Here is a 19,811-nt window from a genome sequence, read left to right as displayed (position 1 = left end):
TTTGGAGGGAAGAATGAAAAAAATCGATATAAAACAACTAGCTAAGTCTGTTTTTGGAGCATTAAAACGTCAAGATCCTATGAACATCGTCCTTTTTGTAATTGTCATCATATTTATTGTCTCAAGAATCACTTCAATGAGTCAGCAAAACGACATGATGATAGCAACCTCACCACAAGCTATACAGAGTTCAAGTACAAATGAAGAAGCATCTGGAGCTATTGAAACGAAATCAATTGAAAAAACCACAATGATTTCTACGGAACCTACTACAGAAATTCCTACAGAAATTCCTACTGAATCTACTGCAGATTCTACTGCAGAACCTAAACCTGAAACACGGATGGCCTTTAGTAAAGAAACGGGTAAATATTATACAATTGAAGCATTTTCTAAGTTGAGTGTAGAGGAATTTATGACATTTTCTGGAGTGGGTGAAGTCACAGCTCAAGCAATTTACACATTTATTCAACAAAAAGGAACTCTATCAAGTTTTGATGAGTTATTGGAAGTAAAAGGTATCGGTGAAAAAAAACTTTTTAAACTGATGAATCCATAAAGAAAATTTGTGTTTTTATCATCACTTGGTATAATACTTATATAACATTATGAAGGAGGTAAATCATGGTCAAATTAACATCCTATTCAAAAACAGCTGGTTGAGCGGCTAAAATTGGTCCTGAGACACTCGCACAAGTTTTGTGTGATTTACCTCAATTTAACAGCGAACACCTTCTCGTAGGGTTTGAAACATCCGATGACGCAGCTGTTTATCAATTAAATGAAGAACAAGCCATTATACAGACACTTGATTTTTTCACACCCATTGTAAATGATCCTTATGATTTTGGCATGATTGCAGCTGCAAATGCTTTAAGTGATGTTTATGCGATGGGAGGACAGCCAACTGTAGCGATGAATATTGTTGGGTTTCCCAATTGTTTAGATGTCAGTATTTTAAAGGAAATTATGCGCGGTGGTGCGGATAAAGTAAAAGAAGCAAATGCATTACTGGTTGGTGGACATTCCATACAAGACGATGAACCTAAGTATGGATTATCTGTTATGGGCATTGTTCATCCTGAAAAAATATGGAGAAATGTTGGATTACAAGTAGGGGATGTCCTTATATTGACAAAACCACTCGGAATGGGCATTTTAACCACTGCATTAAAAGAAGATTTACTAAACACTTCTGATATTCAAGAAGTAACCCAATATATGTCTACACTCAATAAAATTCCAGTTGAAATTGCACGCGAAAAATACAGCGTGCATGCATGTACCGATGTTACAGGGTTTGGATTTTTGGGACATTTGCTCGAAATGGCAAAAGGAAGTGGCGTAAAACTAGAAGTTGAAAGTACATCTATTCCTGTGATAGAACGAGCTTTTGAGTTTGCTGAGATGGGAATCATTCCGGCTGGTGCCTATACCAATCGATATCATGCGGAAAAATATATTCATTTTGACGCATCAATTCGTGAAGCCTTAATAGATATTTGTTATGATCCCCAAACTTCAGGGGGGTTATTATTTTCAATTCCTATGGGAGAAGCAGCATCATTTTTAAATGAATTATCTTTAAAATATCAACTGCCATGTGCTGTTATTGGTCAAGTTGTACAACAGTTTGAAACAAAATCGAATTTAGAGTCACATTTGCAAGAGGATACAAGGATTTATATTGAGATAAAATAGGAGGTAGACAGTGCAAACACTTAATGAACGACTTAGACAAATCCCTAAAGTAGATGTACTTTTAGAAACAATACAAAAAGAATTTCAGTATGATCTTGATGGTGATTTTGTAAAAGATATGATTCAACATGCACTGTCTCAACTACGAAAGGATTTGATCTCAGGAGAAGCTCAAACTGTGGACACAGAACAGCTAATTGCCATTATAGTGACTCAAATTAAGCAGACCCAACAACATAGAATGAAACGCGTCATTAACGGAACCGGTATTGTGATTCATACGAACTTAGGACGGTCTGTACTTTCTAAAACATCTATTCGTCATTTGGTGGATACCATGATGCACTATAATAATCTAGAATTCGATCTAGACAAAGGACGTAGAGGATCTCGATATGCTCATATCGAATCCCTTTTATGTCAATTAACGCATGCTGAATCTGCACTTGTTGTCAATAATAATGCAGCTGCCGTGATGCTCATATTGAGCACATTTGCAAAAGAAAAAGAGGTTATTATTTCCAGAGGTGAACTCGTTGAGATCGGGGGGTCTTTTAGAATACCCGAAGTGATGAAAGCGAGTGGCGCTAAACTCATCGAAGTAGGCTCTACCAATAAAACTCATTTAAAAGACTTTCAAGATGCCATCTCCAATGATACGGGGATGATTTTAAAGGTACACACGAGTAATTATGAAATTATAGGATTTACTCATACGGTTGAAAGAACTGAACTTTCAGAGTTATGCCAAGAGCATGACATCATATTTTATGAGGATTTAGGGAGTGGTGAATTATTAGATTTGAGTCCATTCGGCATAAAACGTGAACCGTCTATTATCGAATGCTTAAATTCAGGCGTAGATTTACTTTCATTTTCTGGTGATAAACTTTTAGGAGCAAGTCAAGCTGGCATTATCGTTGGAAAGAAAAAGTATATAGATGCACTTAAAAAAAATCAACTACTTCGTGCTTTAAGAGTAGATAAACTATCTTTAGCAGTACTAGAAGATACGCTCATGTTATATTTGTCTGAAGAACGCGCCATTGAACATATTCCAACGCTCAATATGTTGTCATTACAGGCAGATGATATATTAGAAAAAGTCAATCATTTCATAAAATGCAATCAGAATCGCCTTGACCTTCTTGGAATGCGTTATACCATTGAATCGGTTCAATCAACCGTCGGTGGAGGGGCTTTACCTGGTGAAATATTACCTTCATATGGTCTTTGTTTAAGAGGGGATTTAAATCTGAATACCGTTCAGTATTTGCTAAGAATGCATGAAATTCCAGTTGTAGGCAAGATTCAAGAAGACGCTCTTGTATTTGACTTTAGAACGATTTTTGATGATGATTTTGAAGCCCTTATGGATGCGCTAGAGTTTGCTATTATTGGTGAACGCTATGAATAGTCATTTTGTTTTTGGTACTGCAGGGCATGTCGATCACGGTAAGACCTCATTTGTCAGAGCACTCACAGGCATTGAGACGGATCGACTTAAAGATGAGAAAATTCGCGGTATAACAATCGAAAACGGTTATGCTCATCTCGACTTACCGAATGGGCAGACTGTTGGCTTTATAGATGTACCTGGACATGAAAAATTTGTGAAAGCTATGATTGCAGGCGCTATGGGAATGGATGCCATTATTCTTGTTATAGCCGCTGATGAAGGCATCAAACCCCAAACTATTGAACATTTTAATATCGCAAAACATTTAAATTTGAATCGAGGATTTGTGCTTTTGACAAAGTGCGATTTAGTGGATGATCAGCAACTTCAGCGAGTAACAGCTTCAGTAAATACGCTCATAATGGATTCGCCCCTTGAACAGTTTTCTATTGAACATTTCTCCGTTTATCAACCTGAAACGCACAAAAATATCATCAAGCGGATCACGGAAATACTATTAGAACCCATTGAAAATAAGTCATCAAGTGCCACGCGACTTTTTGTGGATCGCAAATTTACTTCAAAAGGATTTGGAACCATTATCACGGGTACCCTCATCGAAGGTCAGATTAAAAAAGGCGATTCGTTACAGGTGTATCCTTCTGAGAAAAAATTAAGGGTTAAAGACGTTCAAGTTTATGGGAAATCTGTGGAAATTGCTGAATTTGGTCAAAGAACAGCTCTGAATATTTCATTAGAGTACGATGAAATTCATCGAGGGGATTTAGTTACATCCATTACTTCGTACGATCCAAGTTATATCATTGACGTTACTTTTGAAGTGGATGATATAGAGTCTCCAGTGCATCATTGGCAACGTTTAAAACTATATCATGGGACTAAAGAAATTCTTTGTAGGCTTGTGACTGAAAAAAGTGAACCCTTACAGCCCAATCACACTTATATTGTTCAATTAAGGCTTGAAACACCCATTTACTGCAAAGCAAATGATGCGATTATATTGCGCTCATATTCACCTGTAACGACTTTAGGTGGCGGTAAAATTCTGACGACACATGCTAAGAAACGAGGCAAACAACTTGATTTGATTGAATCCGAATTATTGTCTTTTATTAGAAGAGAACCGTTGGTATTTCAATATTCACATAATTTCGCTGCTAAGTTGTCTTTGTCTCAAGAAGAACTGCAGGAGCAATTTTGTACATTAAAAGACGAAAGGGAGTTAATTCAATTAAATTCTAACGATTGGATGACCTCAAATAATTGGAATGAAATATCTCAAGCCATTGTATTTGAAATTGAAAAAGAATTCAAACAGCATCCACTTAGCACGGGACTATTAAAAGAAACATTACGCTCGAAATTATCGCAACATTTTTCGCCATATGTATTTGATAAAGCCGTATTTTCTTCTATTTTAGACCGTATGATTCAGTCAAATGAAATTCTTGAAATGAATCATCGCTTCACATTAAAAGATACAAAAATTATCTATACAAAAGAACAGTTACAAGCAATTCAAGCGATCAGTGACTTAATGAGTGCCCATTCACAAAAAATAGTGCCTATAAAAGACGTATTTTCACTTGAATTTAATAAAAATCTTCTTAAAGAGATATTATATCATTTGATTAATATTCAAAATCTTGTTAAAATTAATGATGAGAGTATTATACGTTATGAATTATATTTAGAATATAAAAACTTGCTTTTGGATTATCTTAATAAGAATGGTCACATTACAGTTAGTGAGTATCGAGATCTTTTAAATATCTCTAGAAAATCGACAGTGATGTTGCTGGAACATTTCGACACAATTCAACTTACATTACGTGATGATAATACCAGAACCCTGATTAAAAAATGATTGGAGTGTACACATGGCTGAAAAAATTTTAGTGGTTGATGATGAACCTATCTTATTAAAAGGTTTAAGATTTAGCCTTGAACAAGAAGGATATGAAGTAGAGACAGCAGTGGATGGCAAAGAAGCATATGATAAAATTCTTCAAAATTCTTATGATGCTGTTATTTTAGATTTAATGTTGCCTGGTATGGACGGACTTGAGGTCTGTAAAAAAGTTCGCGAAAAATTAATGGTTCCTATTTTAATGCTAACTGCTAAAGATGACGATTCAAGTAAAGTGCTTGGACTTGAGTATGGTGCAGATGATTACATTACAAAACCGTTTAATATGCTTGAGCTTAAAGCCAGAATTAAAGCGATTTTAAGACGTGTACAAGTGAACGATCAAACGATGTCATCAAACGTATTGAATATTGGAGATTTCAATATCAATACTTTAGGCCGCAAGGTAACCATTAATGGACAGCAAGTAAATTTAACTGCAAAAGAGTTTGATTTACTTTTATTGCTCATATTAAACGAAGAAAAAGTTTATTCAAGAGAAGAGTTGCTTGAAACAATTTGGGGCTATGAGTATTTTGGTGATGTTCGTACAGTTGACGTGCACATTAGAAGACTTAGAGAAAAAATTGAATCTAACTCTTCACAACCGGATTACATTTTAACGAAATGGGGCGTTGGGTATTATTTCAAAAATAAAAAGAAAAGAGTTCTTTAAAAGTATTAGGTGGAAACTTGTTTCCACCTATTTAATATTGATAACCTTTGTCATGCTTCTCACCACGTTTTTTGTAAGAGACTCTATGATAAAGACAAATGTAGAAGAAGCAAAAGACAGTACGCTAAATCATACGGCTTTTCTTGCAACTCAGATTTCACCATTTATCAATAATGTTGATAATGAGTATACCTTAAAATATATAGAGGATATTGTTAAGCAAAGTAGCGTTGAGTATAAATCCAGAGCAATCGTTGTGGATCAGGCGGGTGTTGTCATCGTTGATTCTTTTGATGAATTAAAACAGGATACGATTAAAAATAATGAAATAGCAAATGCTTTAAAAGGCAATGCATCCTCTGATATATATTCATATAAAGGGGATTATTTGCTTTATTCTGCTGTGCCAATTATTGATCGAGATATCGTAGTTGGAACTGTATTCGTTTCTGTAGAAGCAAACTATATTTTCGATGAAATCAGTAAATTTATGGATAAGCTATACATCATATTCTCGATGGCAATCTTAATCTCAATTTTTATTAGTATTTTATTTGCAGATATTATTTCAAAACCAATTGAACGATTAACAGATTCCGTTAAAACGATTACGTTAGGGAAATACGATACAAAAGTGGAAATTGAAGGCATCGATGAAATTGGAGAGCTTGGAAAAGCATTCAATATGATGACCACTAAACTCTATCAAGTTGAAGAGAGGCGTAAAAAATTTGTTTCAAACGTATCTCATGAACTTAGAACGCCCATGACATCTATGAAAATTGTCTCGGATACATTGTTATCTTCTCCAAGTTGGGAAGAGCCTGTTTATCGAGAATTTATGCAAGACATTAACACAGAAATTGACCGTCTCAATAAAATTATTGATAGTTTACTTTACCTCGTACGCGTAGAAAAAGATGAGCTTGAATTGGATTACAGTACGACTTACGTAAATTATTTAATTGAATGGGTTATAAAAACACTCAATCCAATTGCTCTTAAAAAAGACATCCATTTATCTCTCAATGCGACAAATAAAATTCAGATTCAACTGGATCAAGAAAAAATGCAACAATGTCTTTTAAATATTATTGGTAATGCGGTTAAATATACACCTGAAAACGGTTCAGTTTCGGTAGATTTAGAAGAAAACCGTGAAGATATTATTATTCGTGTCAATGATACTGGCATTGGAATACCTGAAAAAGATCTCCCATTTATTTTCGATCGTTTTTACCGCGTTGATGAAGCGAGAGCGCGAAAAACAGGCGGAACTGGACTTGGGTTAGCCATCGCTCAGCAAATTATTCAATTGCATCAGGGATCGATTTCAGTTACAAGTCAGTTAGGTGAAGGGACTCAAGTGACAATAACACTCCCTAAAAAGTAGAGGATTGGAGTAAAGCATGAAATTTCCATATATGATTATTGCGATCTTAATAATAGTCGGACTTGTAGGTTTTTTGTATTCAAATGTCAATATTCATTATGAAGTTCTTGAAACCACACATTATATATCACCTGAACATGGTAGCATTAAGATGAATACAAATTTATATTTTGTATTTGAAAATGAACTTAGAGTTGAAAACAAAATGATCCAAGTAGATAACGATAATTATGGAGCTGCAATTTTAGACGCAATCCAGTTAGGTGCTGAAAATAAGCTATATTCATCTATTTTTATTTATCCGATTGAATTTGAGTCAGTGGATTTAATTGGTGAAACTTGCTATATAAACTTTGTAAAAAATGATGCACTTGGGCGGTTGTTAGATGACAATCAGTTGTCGCTTTATATTTGGTCTATTGTAAACAGTGTTACGGACACAAATCAAATAAAATCCGTCCAGTTCCTTGTGGATGGCAAGTATATTGATAAAGCGTTAAATGGATTTAACTTAAACAAACCACTTGTCAAAAGAGAAAGTCTAGTCTATCAAAAACAAGTCACACCAACGGATATCGTCATTGATTTTATTACTTATATGAACACAATGCGATATGATTTAGCTTATAGTTTGCTGACAAAAGAAACCATGCAGACATTAGATTATAGTACCTTTGTGCGATACGCAAATGCTTATAAGAAAAAGTTTAATGAGTATGAACTCGGTACTTCATATTCTTTTGGCTATGTCAATTATACAGAGGTTGTTGTGAATTATATCAAAGATTATGAAGCAGATGGTTTAAGTCTAAAAAAACACAGTAAATTTAAGGTTTATACTGAGGAGAATGTTTATCGAATCGGAATAGATGGACAGTTAGATTGACGCATGTATTTAATGTAACTGTAATAACTCGAACACTCAATTCAACGTTATAATAAAGATAGACAAGTATTGGATGAGATTATAAGTTAGATGATAAGTTAGATCATCATTTGATAGAAATGGAGTGAGAGAGATGAAAAAAACAGTATTTATACTCATTTTGGTAACCATACTACTTATTGGATATAGCACTCTACCTATTAAAATGGGATATTCCGCACCATCTGTTGAAGGATTTACAGATGTTCCTACAACGCATTGGATTTACCCTCTCATTGTAGAACTAAAAAATGCAAATAAAATTGAGACTGAAAAAACATTTAAATTAGGGTCTGGTTTAACCGAAAATGACATAGTCAATTATTTGAAGGTCATGTATCCAAATAAATCCTTTGATAAAACGTATGACAAAACTAAAAACTTAACACGTCACAGCGCACTAAAATCACTTTTCAGTTTATTAGAATATGAATCGCTTTATCTACAAAATAAAACTTTAACATCTCCGTTTACCGACACGTCAGACGAATCTGCAATGTATCGAGTTGCCGTGGATTTGAAGTGGATTACAGTTAATAACACTCAATTATTTAGACCAAATGACTTGATTAAAAAAGAAGAGTTCATTGCTATATTGTATAACGTTCATAAAGGTGATTCTTATAAGTTAAAAGAACTACAAAGTTATTATGCAATCAACTCTTACAATCAAATTAAATATATTCAAGCTCTAGATACTCTTTACTTAGGGTGGAGTCGATTGGAACTCAATAGAGATAAATCATCTGTTGTATTAAATTCTACAAGTTCAAATTCAAATGAATATAAAGTTCCTACTGGATATACAGAGGTCACTCGATCTGCTAATGATGTCCAAGCTAAGATCCCTCTTATGATCTTTGTGAAAGATGAACTTTACCAAACAGCATTGAATCAGTCTTTAACCAGTGCAATTCTTGCAAATGAAAAATTGAAAAATGCAGCTCTAGAATCGATAAAAGCAGCGGTTACCACAAACAGTTACGCCATTCAGTACTCAGGTGTTTTAATTGACTTTGAAGGGCTCAAAGGAAAAGAACAAGCGGAACAGCTCAATATATTTATCAGAGAATTGGCGACTTATTTAGACGAAGTAGAGATGACATTATCGGTCGTTGTTCATCCACAAAGAAGAAGTGTGACAACCTATTTTGATGGTTATGACTATCGAACCCTATCTAAATATGCCGATTATTTAATCTTAATGGCACATGATTATTATCCTAAATCATTAACTGACTCAGAGATGAAACTAAAACAAACACTTACACCATTAACACCCATCAATGAAGTTTATTATGCACTTTCCAAAATAACAGATTCAAAAACAGGGGTTGAAGACCCTTCAAAAGTTATCCTTCAGCTTTCGATGGATTCTGTTCAGTGGAAAATTCAAAATGATACAGTTGTGAATAAACAACCTTATCATCCGACCTATGCAGCAATCAAAAAGCGAATTGAGTCAGGTGTTCAACCGCAGTATAGCAAAAGTCTTGAAAGTCCATATTTGACATATTATGATCCTGAGGATGAAACAGATAATGTCGTATGGTATGAAGATGTCAAAAGCATTCAAGCTAAAATTGATTTAGGAAAATATTTTAGAATTGGTGGGATATCTGTTTGGCGATTAGGCATCATTCCAGATTTAGATCTTAATGACTTAAATTTATGGAAACAAATACAAACAAATTTTTAGGAGGCATATGAATATTACTCAAGTAACGGATTTTAATGAAATATATTTAAACAAAGATATTGCTGATTTATTAGGAACCGCCATGTTCAATCCAACTTTTGGAAAAATCCAAAACGTTGCACAAAGCATTTATGCTAAAACTCAAGGTCGTTTCTATGCCTGCTATATAGAAAGTGTATTAGTAGGTGTCATTGGACTTTCTAAAATTGATAATGATAAGCTCATTATCAAACACATTGCCGTTTCAAGTACATTTAAGCGTCAAAAAATTGCATCGACCATGCTTGATTTTATCATCGAACGTGAAAGAGTAGATGTTGTTGAAGCAGAAACAGATGATGACGCTGTCTCTTTTTATAAAGGCTATGGTTTTTCCATAAAAAAACTGCCCTATAACGATGCTACAGGACAGAGATATCAATGTATTTATGAAGTAAAGTAATTTAAATGGCGAGGGCATGTGGGAATCGAACCCACCCAGGTGACTCTTAATCCCCTGCGCTGATTTTGAAGATCAGTAGGCACACCAGCACCCCGCTACCCCCATAAAGCACTCACATATTTTAAAGTGCTGTATAAATTTATATCATGAGTTAACCTTTTTGTCAAAAGAAATGAGCGATCATTTCTTTTTTTGTGCAATTTTCAGTTTGTTTTCAGTCCCTTTTATTAAACGTTTTACATTTTCTCTATGTCGATAGATAACAAATAATCCCATAAATAATGCAAAGATTTGAACAGTGATACTCTTAGAATATACAAAACAAAATAAAGGGAAGAGTGCTGCACTTAAAATTGAAGCCAACGACATATATTTCGTTAAGAAGATCACTAAAAACTGAATGACAAATAATGTTATAAATACATCAGGAGTCAAGATCAGCATAGCTCCTGCGGATGTTGCAACACCTTTTCCACCTTTAAATTTTAACCAAACGGAGTAACAATGCCCAATGACAGAGGATGCAGCTGCAATGACGCCACCCAATTCTCCAAAGTAGAGTAGACCTATAGCGGTTGGAACAATGCCTTTTAAAAAGTCACCTACAAATGCAAAAACGCCTACTTTTAACCCTAAAATACGCAGTACATTAGTCGTTCCAGTATTGCCACTTCCTTCTTTGCGGATATCTATGTTACTGATAAGTTTGGGAATCAGGTATGAAAATGGAATGCTACCTACAAAATAGGACAAAATAGCTAATAGATAAATCATGAATGCCTCCTGAAAATAATAATTTTATAACGAATGATTTATTTAATGATAATCTTACTTTATTTAGTGATATAATATACTCAATAATCTATCATAAGGAGTGTACGATATGAGAACTGATTTTAAAATCAATTCATTTCAAGAACTTGATCTATACGGTCATACTTGGAAAAACGTGTCAGATTCAGAACTTAAAGGAACGATTGTCCTCGTTCACGGTATGGCAGAGCACATTGAAAGATATGATGCATTTGCCAACTACTTAGCAGATCATGGATACTGTATTTATGCAATCAACCAACGCGGTCATGGTCCACATGCAGAAATGCAAGGATATTTAGGCGAAAATGGATGGACTAAAATGAAAGAAGATTTAAAACAAGTTGTTGAACTTGCAAAATCTGAAAATCCAAATAGGCCACTATTTATCTTCGGTCATAGTATGGGAAGCTTTGTGACTAGAAATTTCTTAATTGATTATTCATCATTAATTGATGCAGTTATTTTATCGGGAACCGGATTTGCGCCTAAACTGCTCATTCAAGCTGGCAAATGGATTTCATCACGTGATGTTAAAAAATTCGGCAATAAGCATTTATCGAAAAAGATTGATAACATCGCATTTGGTACGTATACGAAAAAAATTGATCATCCAAAAACAACTTTCGATTGGTTGAGTAGAGATGATGAGCAAGTGAATAAATATATACAAGATCCATTAAGTGGTAACATGCACCCAAGTTCATTTTTCAGAGATTTCTTTGAAGGACTTTTAGTACAGTTATACCATCCAAACTATAAAAATCTTAAAAAGAATTTACCAATGTTCTTGCTTTCAGGTGATCAAGATCCTGTTGGCAGTTATGGAGCAGGTGTTATAAAATCTGCACAGGCATATGAAAAAATCGGTTTCAAAGTATCCCATAAGTTATATGCAGGTGGCCGACATGAAATGTTAAATGAAATCAATAAAGAAGAAGTGTATAAAGATGTCCTCGACTTTTTTGATCGTCAACTCTCGTAAATTAACCTTTATAAGCACTTAACATTTCAGAATAGATTTCTATCTAAATGAACAATGATATCATCTTAATAATAGAAGCTTTATGCTTCTATTATTTTTTGCAATTCATTTTGAATGGTCTCAAATATTCCCACAATATCGATAGCTTTAGTAGTTCCACCTTGCGCAACAAAAGCATTGCCGCCCCCGTTTATTTCAAGAGGGGACAAGTAGGTTTTAAAAAGAACACTCATGTCAAAATCAGAAGTGAGATCTTTAGATTTAGCCAATACAAAATGCGTTTTGTCATTATCTTGTGATGATCCAATGACAATGACTTGAGGATATTCACAAATCATGCTGACTTTCAACCTTAAATCCACCATACTGAGATCCATTTCATTTAATGTAATCACTTTAATATCCTCAGCAATATCATCTGAATCAAATGTCATGAGTTTTTCAACTTCACTTCGGTAGAGAAGTTCTTTCATTTTTTGAATTTGGTTCTTTTCTTCTTTTAGCGTATCAATTAATTGAGTAGCAAAATCAAGAATTTCATGATCTTTAACAGAAAACAACTTCATTAATTGATTGATGGTATCATTGCGTTTATTGATGAAATCGAGCGCGAAACTTCCACAACCAAACTCAATTCGAACACCATTTTTATAAGGCTCTGTACGTTTGATTTTTATAAGGCCAATTTCCCCTGTGCGTCTAACATGTGTTCCTCCGCATGGAGAAAAATCATATCCAAGCACTTCAATTACGCGTATATTCTCTGTGTACTTGGGTGCTTTTCTCAACTTCATCTGACAAAGTTCTTCATTTGTAGGGTAGAGTGCTCGAATTTCCACATCTTCAAATACCACTTGGTTTGCTAATTGTTCTACTCTTAATAATTCATCATTTGATATCTTTCGATCTAAATCTATGGTGATGTAATTGTCGCCAATGTGAAACCCAATTGTATTGATGTCGAGTAAATTTTGAAAACAGGCTGATAAAATATGTTGTCCTGAATGCTGCTGCATAAGTGCAAACCGTCTATTGAAATCCATTACACATTCAACGGATTGGTTCATTTGTAATCCTTCAATCGAATCATCAGTAAGATGATAGATCACATTTTCATGAATCTGAACATCACAAATAAAACAATTTTCAATTGTTCCCATATCGGTAGGTTGACCGCCTCCTTCGGGATAAAAATAAGTAGCGTCTAATACAATTGCATTCTTACCTTGATATGTTGTCAATTCCATAATTTTCGCTTGAAATATATGTGTATAGGCATCCTGTAAAAAGGCTTTAATCGTCATCGTTTCCTCCTGATAAAACAGCTGAATAATTTACTTATTTAGTATATAATAGATTTGACATCAATTAAAGAGGAGAATTCTTATGGATATTGAACAATTAGAATCACTGTATAATCATTTGTATGAATATGCAGCGTCTCATAAATTTGAAAAACAAATTATAAAAGCAGAAATGCAATTTGTACTAGCAGATGATAAAAGTGATATTGATGGATTCACTGAATGGTTCATTTTTAATTTTAGAGAAGAAGAAAATAGCTTGCGTCTTATTGATCAGTATACGGATTCTGAACAGGATGACCTATTAAGAGCAGTTAAAGCTTCATTTAGAAGTTATTTTACAGTGGCCATTGAGCATAACCAAATGATTTTGAAAGATCTATTTACACAACAGGATTATCGCATTGAAAATTGTATTTTGAAAGAAGACCAGGTGGTTTCGGTACGAATCGTGACATTTCATCATCAACATTTTATTGTTGGCGATATGTTTGAACTTGAACTCACGTATAAAGATGCCATTAAAAAGTATGTATTAGAGCAATATAATCATTACACAGTTCAGAACGGGCTGATTTCAATGGAATTATTTTTAGAATCTCAAGCACACTTGCTTTATAAAGTGTTGACGATTGTAACTCGCGTTGATGAAGAAAATGCCTTCGAAGAAGAATTGACGCTTCATCAAGCTACGTACGGATTTATATGTTCACATGACATGCTATATGACCGGTTGTTAGATTTACCGGTTGTGATTCTAGCGGATGAAGATGAAGAACCCATACTACGCGTCATTGAAGAAGATGTGATCATCGCTGAAATTGAAATTGAAGAAAAAGTATTTCATATTCTTTGCAATAACGAATCCCATTTACGAAAAATGATGTCTGTAATGGAACCGATCCCGGGCGAGGACATTGCATTTTTGAAAACAGAAATTTTCACTTTAGAAGATTTATTATAAGAGTTCATTACAAGTGGAGGCAATACGTCGATGACATATGAACAACTTAAATCGCTATATGCGCATGAAAAAGCAATAGGAAAAGACGTTGCCAAAGGGACTGTCTATACACCTAGAAATATTTCAAATCAGATGGTATTTTATCTTTTAGAGTCTCGTTTAAAATCCAATAATCAAGCGAACGCTTTCCCTATGGAAGGCGTTCATTTTCGTTCGGTATTTAACGATGCCTATATCAATCAGATCCCAATTGATGCGTTGCTTGCAGCTGAGTTGTTGAAATATATCCTGCCACTTAAAGTTTTGGATTTAGCCTGTGGGAGTGGGAATCTTTTATTGGCATATATTGAATTTGTTGAATACTTGTTTACTTGCACGGGCGAAATGGATTCAAAGATGAGATCAGATATCAAGCAATTTATTCAAGAATGTATATGCGGAATTGATATCGACCCTGAAGCAATTCGTGCGCTTACAGAACTGTTAGACGCAAACTTAGCGGAGTTTCAAATCTATGATTGTTCCTATCGTTTTTATGTTGGAAATAGTTTGATTGAATCTTCTCCAATCGATGAGATGAAATTCGACCTTATCATAGGAAATCCACCATATATTGGTGAAAAAAACAATTTAGAATGCTTCAAACCTATTAAAACTTCTGAGCTGGGAAAGCTCGCATATGAAGGTAAAATGGATTACTTTTATTTTTTTATTTATAAAGCGCATTTGTGCTTAAAGGAAGGTGGTTTGCTGTGCTATCTGTCGAGTCATTATTTTTTAACTGCGGATGGCGCGGTGAAATTAAGACACTTTCTAAAAAATAACTTTAGGTTCATGAGCTTTGTCGACTATCAAAATGAAGCGATATTTCCAGAGAAAAAGTTACATGCCTGTGCATATGTTCTTCAAAAAAACGAACCGCATAATAGCACGCCACATCCTATGGTAGCCTACTATGGACCAGAATTTCAATGCCTTCAAACATTTGAACAACACGATATTTATACCGAAGCGGGGACGATTGCATTTATTGAGCACGAAAATGATCAACATGTTATTGCTCGTATGAATCAAAATAAGGGATTGACACTTGGAGAGGTATATTCTGTCAATCAGGGAATTGTCAGCGGTTATGATCGTGCTTTTGTATACAGTTACTTAGATGCTCAAACCATACCTGAAAATTTACAGTCTTATTTAGTTCCATTTTATAAAAATAGTGATATCGATGATTACTCTATCAAAAAAGGCAACAATCGATTATTGTTATATATTCATTCTAATATTTTGACAAATCCACATGCTCTCGAGTCGCTGGAAGATTTTTTACAATCCCATCGGTCTCATTTAGAAACAAGACGTGAGGTTCAAAAAAATCGCAGAAAATGGTATATGCTTACTTGGCCACGAGACGAAAATATTTTTATGGGAGAAAAAATCGTTTCCCCACAAAGAGCAACTCACAATAAATTTGCATATAGCAATGAATCTTTTTATGCTTCAGCGGACGTCTACTATATCACGAAGAAAGACGACTCGCCTTATTCGTTAAAACTCCTAACGTTTATTCTGAATGCACCCTTGTATTTTACTTGGCTTAAGCATATAGGTAAGAGAAAAGGTCCTCTGTTTGAATTATATGCAACGCCTTTAAAATCCATTCCACTCCCAAATTTTACAAAATATCAGATTGAAAAACTGGAGCATTTAGTAGATTCACTTTTTACCGGAACATATGATGATCAGTTAATTTCCGAGATACAAAACGCAGTCAACGATGAATTAAACATCGCATTTGATGTTCATTCAATTTAAAATCCGTAAAGAATAGTAAAGACACACTTCCCAATACAATTTGCCATATATTACCAATTTATGTATAATGGAATAAATTGGGAGGTTTTATGCGCAGAAAATGCTTTTTTGTTTGTCTTATTACGGCCATCGCTTTATATGTCGTGATGAATGCTCACTATATATCACTTGTTTCAAAGACTAAAGCTCATTTAAAATCAAATGTGACCTATCCAAAAGAATATTGCACTGTGATTGGAACGATTACAGATTACAATTTATCCAATCAAACAGCGACCGTAAAAATACACGCCATACAGGGAGAAGCGAAAAAAGCAACTTGGCAAATCAAATTTAACCAGGAAGATTTATTAGATCAAATCATTCGTTCAGAAACATATGAGATTGAGTTTACCGTCTATCGAAACCAATATCAATATATTTCAAATAAAAACAAAATGAGTTTTGATTATGATGAGTATCTCTATTCAAAAGGTATAACGGGTCAATATTCTGTTATTGAAGTGTTTAACCAGAGTCAATCAAAAGATATTTTAAACACATTAAAATTACAAACAAGGCAGTGGATTGCACAAACACTTACGTATCATTTTGATGAAAATTCAGCCTATTTTTTAAAGGCGTTGATTTTAGGCGATAAGTCAGAGTACGATCGTTATAACGATCTAAAAAACCTTGGGCTTGCGCATATTTTTGCAATCTCAGGCTTACATTTTGGTATTTTGTACCAAATAACAAGAAAAATCATCCCAATTCATAATGAAAAAATCCGCGCAGCAATCATAGTCTGTCTAATGGGATTTTTACTGCTCATTGTAGGAGGCGCATATTCAGCACAACGCGCTTTTTACATGATTGTCTATTCCGAAGTTTGCCTTCTATTAAGGCGAAAAGGGGATAGTTATACAAACATTTCAGTCTCGTTGCTCCTTATTTTGTTAACACAGCCATACGCGGTTCTATCAACAAGCATGCAATTATCGTATTATGCTTATATTTGCGTCAGTATTCTATATAAAAAACTATTTAAAACGCCACTCAAAGTATCTATTTTAGAGTCTCTTCGATTTTCATTTGTCATTCAGGTGCTTTTATTGCCTTCAGCGCTTTATTATTTTAGTAAAACCAATGCGTATGGGTTTATTGCAAACTTATTGATAGTGCCCTTAATTGGAATGTTGTTGCCATTGTCGTTTTTACTTTTACTTGTACAGTTGAGTTCGATTCCGTTTATTCCAACTTTAATAAAGGGCGTCATCACTGGATTTATTGATACCTTTAATTGGTTGAGTGGGATTTTACCGCTGGATATTGCCTATTTTGAATGGTTTAAATCAAAACATTTTATTGTTCTAATCATCGCTTTGGTTCTAATGGGATGTCAGATGATTTTTTGGAGGTTATATCAAAATAGACGAGCATTTTTTAAATTGATTCTATCTTCAGTGCTGATCGTTTGTATGATTGGCACGAAACAACAACTTGAAATATCATTTATTGATGTTAAACATGGTGATTTAAACTTGATTCAATTTGAAAACATGGTGATCTTAATTGACACAGGAGACGGCAAGCTATCTGTTAACGACTTGCTGCGGAGCAGGGGAATCCATTCAATTGACTTGCTTGTATTGACACATGCTCATGCAGATCATATTGGGGGATATTATGATTTAATAGCTCAAATGCCTATAAAAAAAACGCTTGTTAATCCGTCTACAGCTTCGGCTTTAATTACAGAGCATCCTGAAGTAAAACCGTTACTAACGGTTATTGATACTGCTTATGTTTATAAAAATACTGAATTTTCCTTTTACGTATCGCCCATGCAAGGTGAAAATTATTTAGATGATCCAAATGAAGATGCCATCGCCTGTTATTTAAACTATCAATCTTTATCCGGTATCTTTTTAGCGGATATGAGTCATGAAATGGTGGATGCGTGCTTTGTTTACTATCAAACTCATATTTCTAATAATCCGGAGAATTCTTTTGATTTTATTAAAGCGTCTCATCATGGTTCAAAAACTGGGTTTTCAAAACAGTTTTATTTGCAAAATAAGTCAGCAAAGGTTATGATTCCATGTGGAACTAAATTTCATATGCCCAATATACAATTTGAAAACTTATTAATTGAAGAGAACATCCAGTACTATACCACCTATGAAGATGGTGAAATTAAGTTAACATACGGAAACAATCGCATTATAACCAACACATATTTGGAGGAAATCAATGGATTTTAAATCATTTTACAAACAACTGACAGATGGAAAATTAAGTGCATTGACACTTATTAGTGGAGATGAAATTTATCTCATAGATAATCTCATTAAATACATTACTGAAAACTTTTTGATGCCTGCCTATTCAGATTTTAATTTAACCTTTGTTGAATCAAACACGGATATGGATCAAGTGCTTCAAACAGGAATCACATTGCCGTTTTTTGATTCTAGACGGCTCATCATCTTTAACAAAACTGGATTTTTAAAATCTGCTAAAGAGGAACAAGAAGAGAAACTTTTACAGTTTCTCAAAAATATTCCAGAATATACGACCCTTATTTTTTATGAAAATGATGTGGATAAACGCAAAAAACTCTATAAATACTTGAGCAAAGAAGCGGAACAAGTGGTGGTAGAACGATTAACGAGACCAGAACTCAACAAGTGGATTCTCAAGAAATTTGCATCGTATCAAAAAGAAATTTCCCAACATGCGCTTAATTATCTCATTGAGATGCTCAACTATTTAGAACCTGAAGCCAATAAAAATCTATATGATGTTGACAATGCGATTAGAATGCTTGCGGGGAATTCGATTGCAATAGATGAAAAATTAATCAATCAATATATTGAAGTTCCCATTGAGCACAATATTTTTAAAATGATGGATGCCATTAGTTCTAGACAGATGCTTGAAGCCATCAAAATACTGAACTATTTTGTTTCAAATGGCGAGCCTGAGATTAAAATATTCTTTTTAATTAGCCAACAGTTTAGAAATATGTATAAGTGTAAAATCTTATTAAATGAAGGGCATACGAGTCAAACTATCGCAGCCAAACTAGATATACATCCATTTGTAGCAAAGAAAGCGGGGAGTTTTTCTACACAATTCAGTGAAAAACAGCTCTTAGCGATTTTGGATATATTAGAACAAACAGATTTATTAATGAAATCGAGTGGGGTTGATGCACTTGTTTTAATAGAAAAGGCACTATACCAAATTAGTATAGTGCCCAAATAGAACAGGTTCCAAAAAAGGACGAAAGCGTACTTAACTTGTACGCTTTTTTAATATTTGATCAAATATTAAATTAACACGGTCATTTATCGGGGATTTCTCAATCAGAAATAGTTAAACGATTATTCAGCCGCAGCGTTTAATCTTTTTCTTAATCTTGAAATTTTTCTTGATGCAGCGTTTTTGTGATATAAACCACTTGCAGCGCTTTGAGCCATTCTTTTTTCATAGTAATTGAATTTTTCTGTAGCTGCATTTAAATCACCAGTTTCTAAAGCTTCTAAAAATCTTTTTTCAGCAGTTTTGATTGCTGATTTTCTAGATTTGTTAAGAGCAGTTTTCTTGTTGATGACACTGATTCTCTTTTTTGCTGATTTGATATTTGCCATGTGTTTTCACCTCCCCGAAGTTTTTCAACAGGATTATTTTATCACGTGAGACTTGATAGTGCAAGTTTTTTTATCACGAAACCAATATTAATTATTTGAGATACGTACTCTCATATGTTATAATTGA

General features: G+C 34.1%; 17 protein-coding genes and 1 tRNA gene. 14 read left to right on the top strand and 4 right to left on the bottom strand.

What is annotated here, in order from left to right; all coding sequences use genetic code 11:
* Positions 1–13 precede the first annotated feature (13 nt).
* The 9 genes from ACZ41W_RS03605 (at position 14) to ACZ41W_RS03565 (ending at position 10,165) form a co-directional block, all read left to right on the top strand.
* Entirely contained in the window at positions 14–559 is a 546-nt protein-coding gene (locus ACZ41W_RS03605) for a ComEA family DNA-binding protein (protein ID WP_464313517.1), read from the top strand.
* 65 nt (positions 560–624) lie between these two features.
* The gene (gene selD / locus ACZ41W_RS03600; RefSeq protein ID WP_464313516.1) at positions 625–1,701 is read left to right on the top strand and encodes a selenide, water dikinase SelD; all 1,077 of its coding nucleotides are present in this window, start codon (positions 625–627) and stop codon (positions 1,699–1,701) included.
* Positions 1,702–1,711: 10 nt separating this feature from the next.
* Entirely contained in the window at positions 1,712–3,118 is a 1,407-nt protein-coding gene (gene selA, locus ACZ41W_RS03595; RefSeq protein ID WP_464313515.1) for an L-seryl-tRNA(Sec) selenium transferase, read from the top strand.
* Positions 3,111–4,988 carry a selenocysteine-specific translation elongation factor gene (selB, locus tag ACZ41W_RS03590; RefSeq protein WP_464313514.1) on the top strand — a complete coding sequence of 626 codons (1,878 nt, stop codon included), beginning with the start codon at positions 3,111–3,113 and terminating at the stop codon, positions 4,986–4,988. The genes selA and selB overlap by 8 nt, the downstream gene beginning before the upstream one ends.
* A 13-nt stretch (positions 4,989–5,001) precedes the next feature.
* Entirely contained in the window at positions 5,002–5,706 is a 705-nt protein-coding gene (locus tag ACZ41W_RS03585; protein WP_464313513.1) for a response regulator transcription factor, read from the top strand.
* 85 nt (positions 5,707–5,791) lie between these two features.
* Positions 5,792–7,099: a sensor histidine kinase gene (locus tag ACZ41W_RS03580; protein WP_464313512.1), complete on the top strand. Its 1,308-nt coding sequence runs from the start codon at positions 5,792–5,794 to the stop codon at positions 7,097–7,099.
* A 16-nt stretch (positions 7,100–7,115) separates the two neighbouring features.
* The gene (locus tag ACZ41W_RS03575) at positions 7,116–7,985 is read left to right on the top strand and encodes a GerMN domain-containing protein (protein WP_464313511.1); all 870 of its coding nucleotides are present in this window, start codon (positions 7,116–7,118) and stop codon (positions 7,983–7,985) included.
* A 133-nt stretch (positions 7,986–8,118) separates the two neighbouring features.
* The gene (locus ACZ41W_RS03570; protein WP_464313510.1) at positions 8,119–9,723 is read left to right on the top strand and encodes a glycosyl hydrolase family 18 protein; all 1,605 of its coding nucleotides are present in this window, start codon (positions 8,119–8,121) and stop codon (positions 9,721–9,723) included.
* Between the two features lie 7 nt (positions 9,724–9,730).
* Positions 9,731–10,165 carry a GNAT family N-acetyltransferase gene (locus tag ACZ41W_RS03565; RefSeq protein ID WP_464313509.1) on the top strand — a complete coding sequence of 145 codons (435 nt, stop codon included), beginning with the start codon at positions 9,731–9,733 and terminating at the stop codon, positions 10,163–10,165.
* A gap of 6 nt (positions 10,166–10,171) precedes the next feature.
* On the opposite strand, the gene ACZ41W_RS03560 is transcribed toward ACZ41W_RS03565, so the two are convergent.
* Positions 10,172–10,268, bottom strand: a tRNA-Sec gene (locus ACZ41W_RS03560).
* 77 nt (positions 10,269–10,345) lie between these two features.
* Positions 10,346–10,939 (bottom strand): glycerol-3-phosphate 1-O-acyltransferase PlsY, encoded by a 594-nt coding sequence (gene plsY, locus ACZ41W_RS03555; protein ID WP_464313508.1) that lies wholly within the window; start codon positions 10,937–10,939, stop codon positions 10,346–10,348.
* 109 nt (positions 10,940–11,048) lie between these two features.
* On the opposite strand from plsY, the gene ACZ41W_RS03550 reads away from it, so the two are divergent.
* Complete coding sequence (locus tag ACZ41W_RS03550; RefSeq protein WP_464313507.1) at positions 11,049–11,963, top strand: alpha/beta hydrolase; 915 nt, start codon at positions 11,049–11,051, stop codon at positions 11,961–11,963.
* Positions 11,964–12,043: 80 nt separating this feature from the next.
* Here the strand turns inward: ACZ41W_RS03550 and ACZ41W_RS03545 are convergent, their stop codons facing one another.
* Complete coding sequence (locus tag ACZ41W_RS03545; protein WP_464313506.1) at positions 12,044–13,267, bottom strand: alanyl-tRNA editing protein; 1,224 nt, start codon at positions 13,265–13,267, stop codon at positions 12,044–12,046.
* A gap of 82 nt (positions 13,268–13,349) precedes the next feature.
* Between ACZ41W_RS03545 and ACZ41W_RS03540 the strand changes: the two genes are divergently transcribed.
* From ACZ41W_RS03540 to holA, 4 genes are all read left to right on the top strand, one after another.
* The gene (locus ACZ41W_RS03540) at positions 13,350–14,231 is read left to right on the top strand and encodes a hypothetical protein (RefSeq protein WP_464313505.1); all 882 of its coding nucleotides are present in this window, start codon (positions 13,350–13,352) and stop codon (positions 14,229–14,231) included.
* A gap of 30 nt (positions 14,232–14,261) precedes the next feature.
* Positions 14,262–16,046, top strand: coding sequence for an Eco57I restriction-modification methylase domain-containing protein (locus tag ACZ41W_RS03535; protein ID WP_464313504.1), 1,785 nt, complete (start codon positions 14,262–14,264; stop codon positions 16,044–16,046).
* A gap of 89 nt (positions 16,047–16,135) precedes the next feature.
* On the top strand, positions 16,136–18,292 hold the full coding sequence (locus tag ACZ41W_RS03530) for a ComEC/Rec2 family competence protein (RefSeq protein ID WP_464313503.1): 2,157 nt from the start codon (positions 16,136–16,138) through the stop codon (positions 18,290–18,292).
* Positions 18,282–19,298 (top strand): DNA polymerase III subunit delta, encoded by a 1,017-nt coding sequence (holA, locus tag ACZ41W_RS03525; protein WP_464313502.1) that lies wholly within the window; start codon positions 18,282–18,284, stop codon positions 19,296–19,298. The genes ACZ41W_RS03530 and holA overlap by 11 nt, the downstream gene beginning before the upstream one ends.
* A 119-nt stretch (positions 19,299–19,417) precedes the next feature.
* Here the strand turns inward: holA and rpsT are convergent, their stop codons facing one another.
* Entirely contained in the window at positions 19,418–19,684 is a 267-nt protein-coding gene (gene rpsT, locus ACZ41W_RS03520; RefSeq protein ID WP_464313501.1) for a 30S ribosomal protein S20, read from the bottom strand.
* Positions 19,685–19,811 lie beyond the last annotated feature (127 nt).

This window comes from Fusibacter fontis, from assembly GCF_055378735.1.
This window is presented reverse-complemented; position numbering and strand designations above follow the sequence as displayed.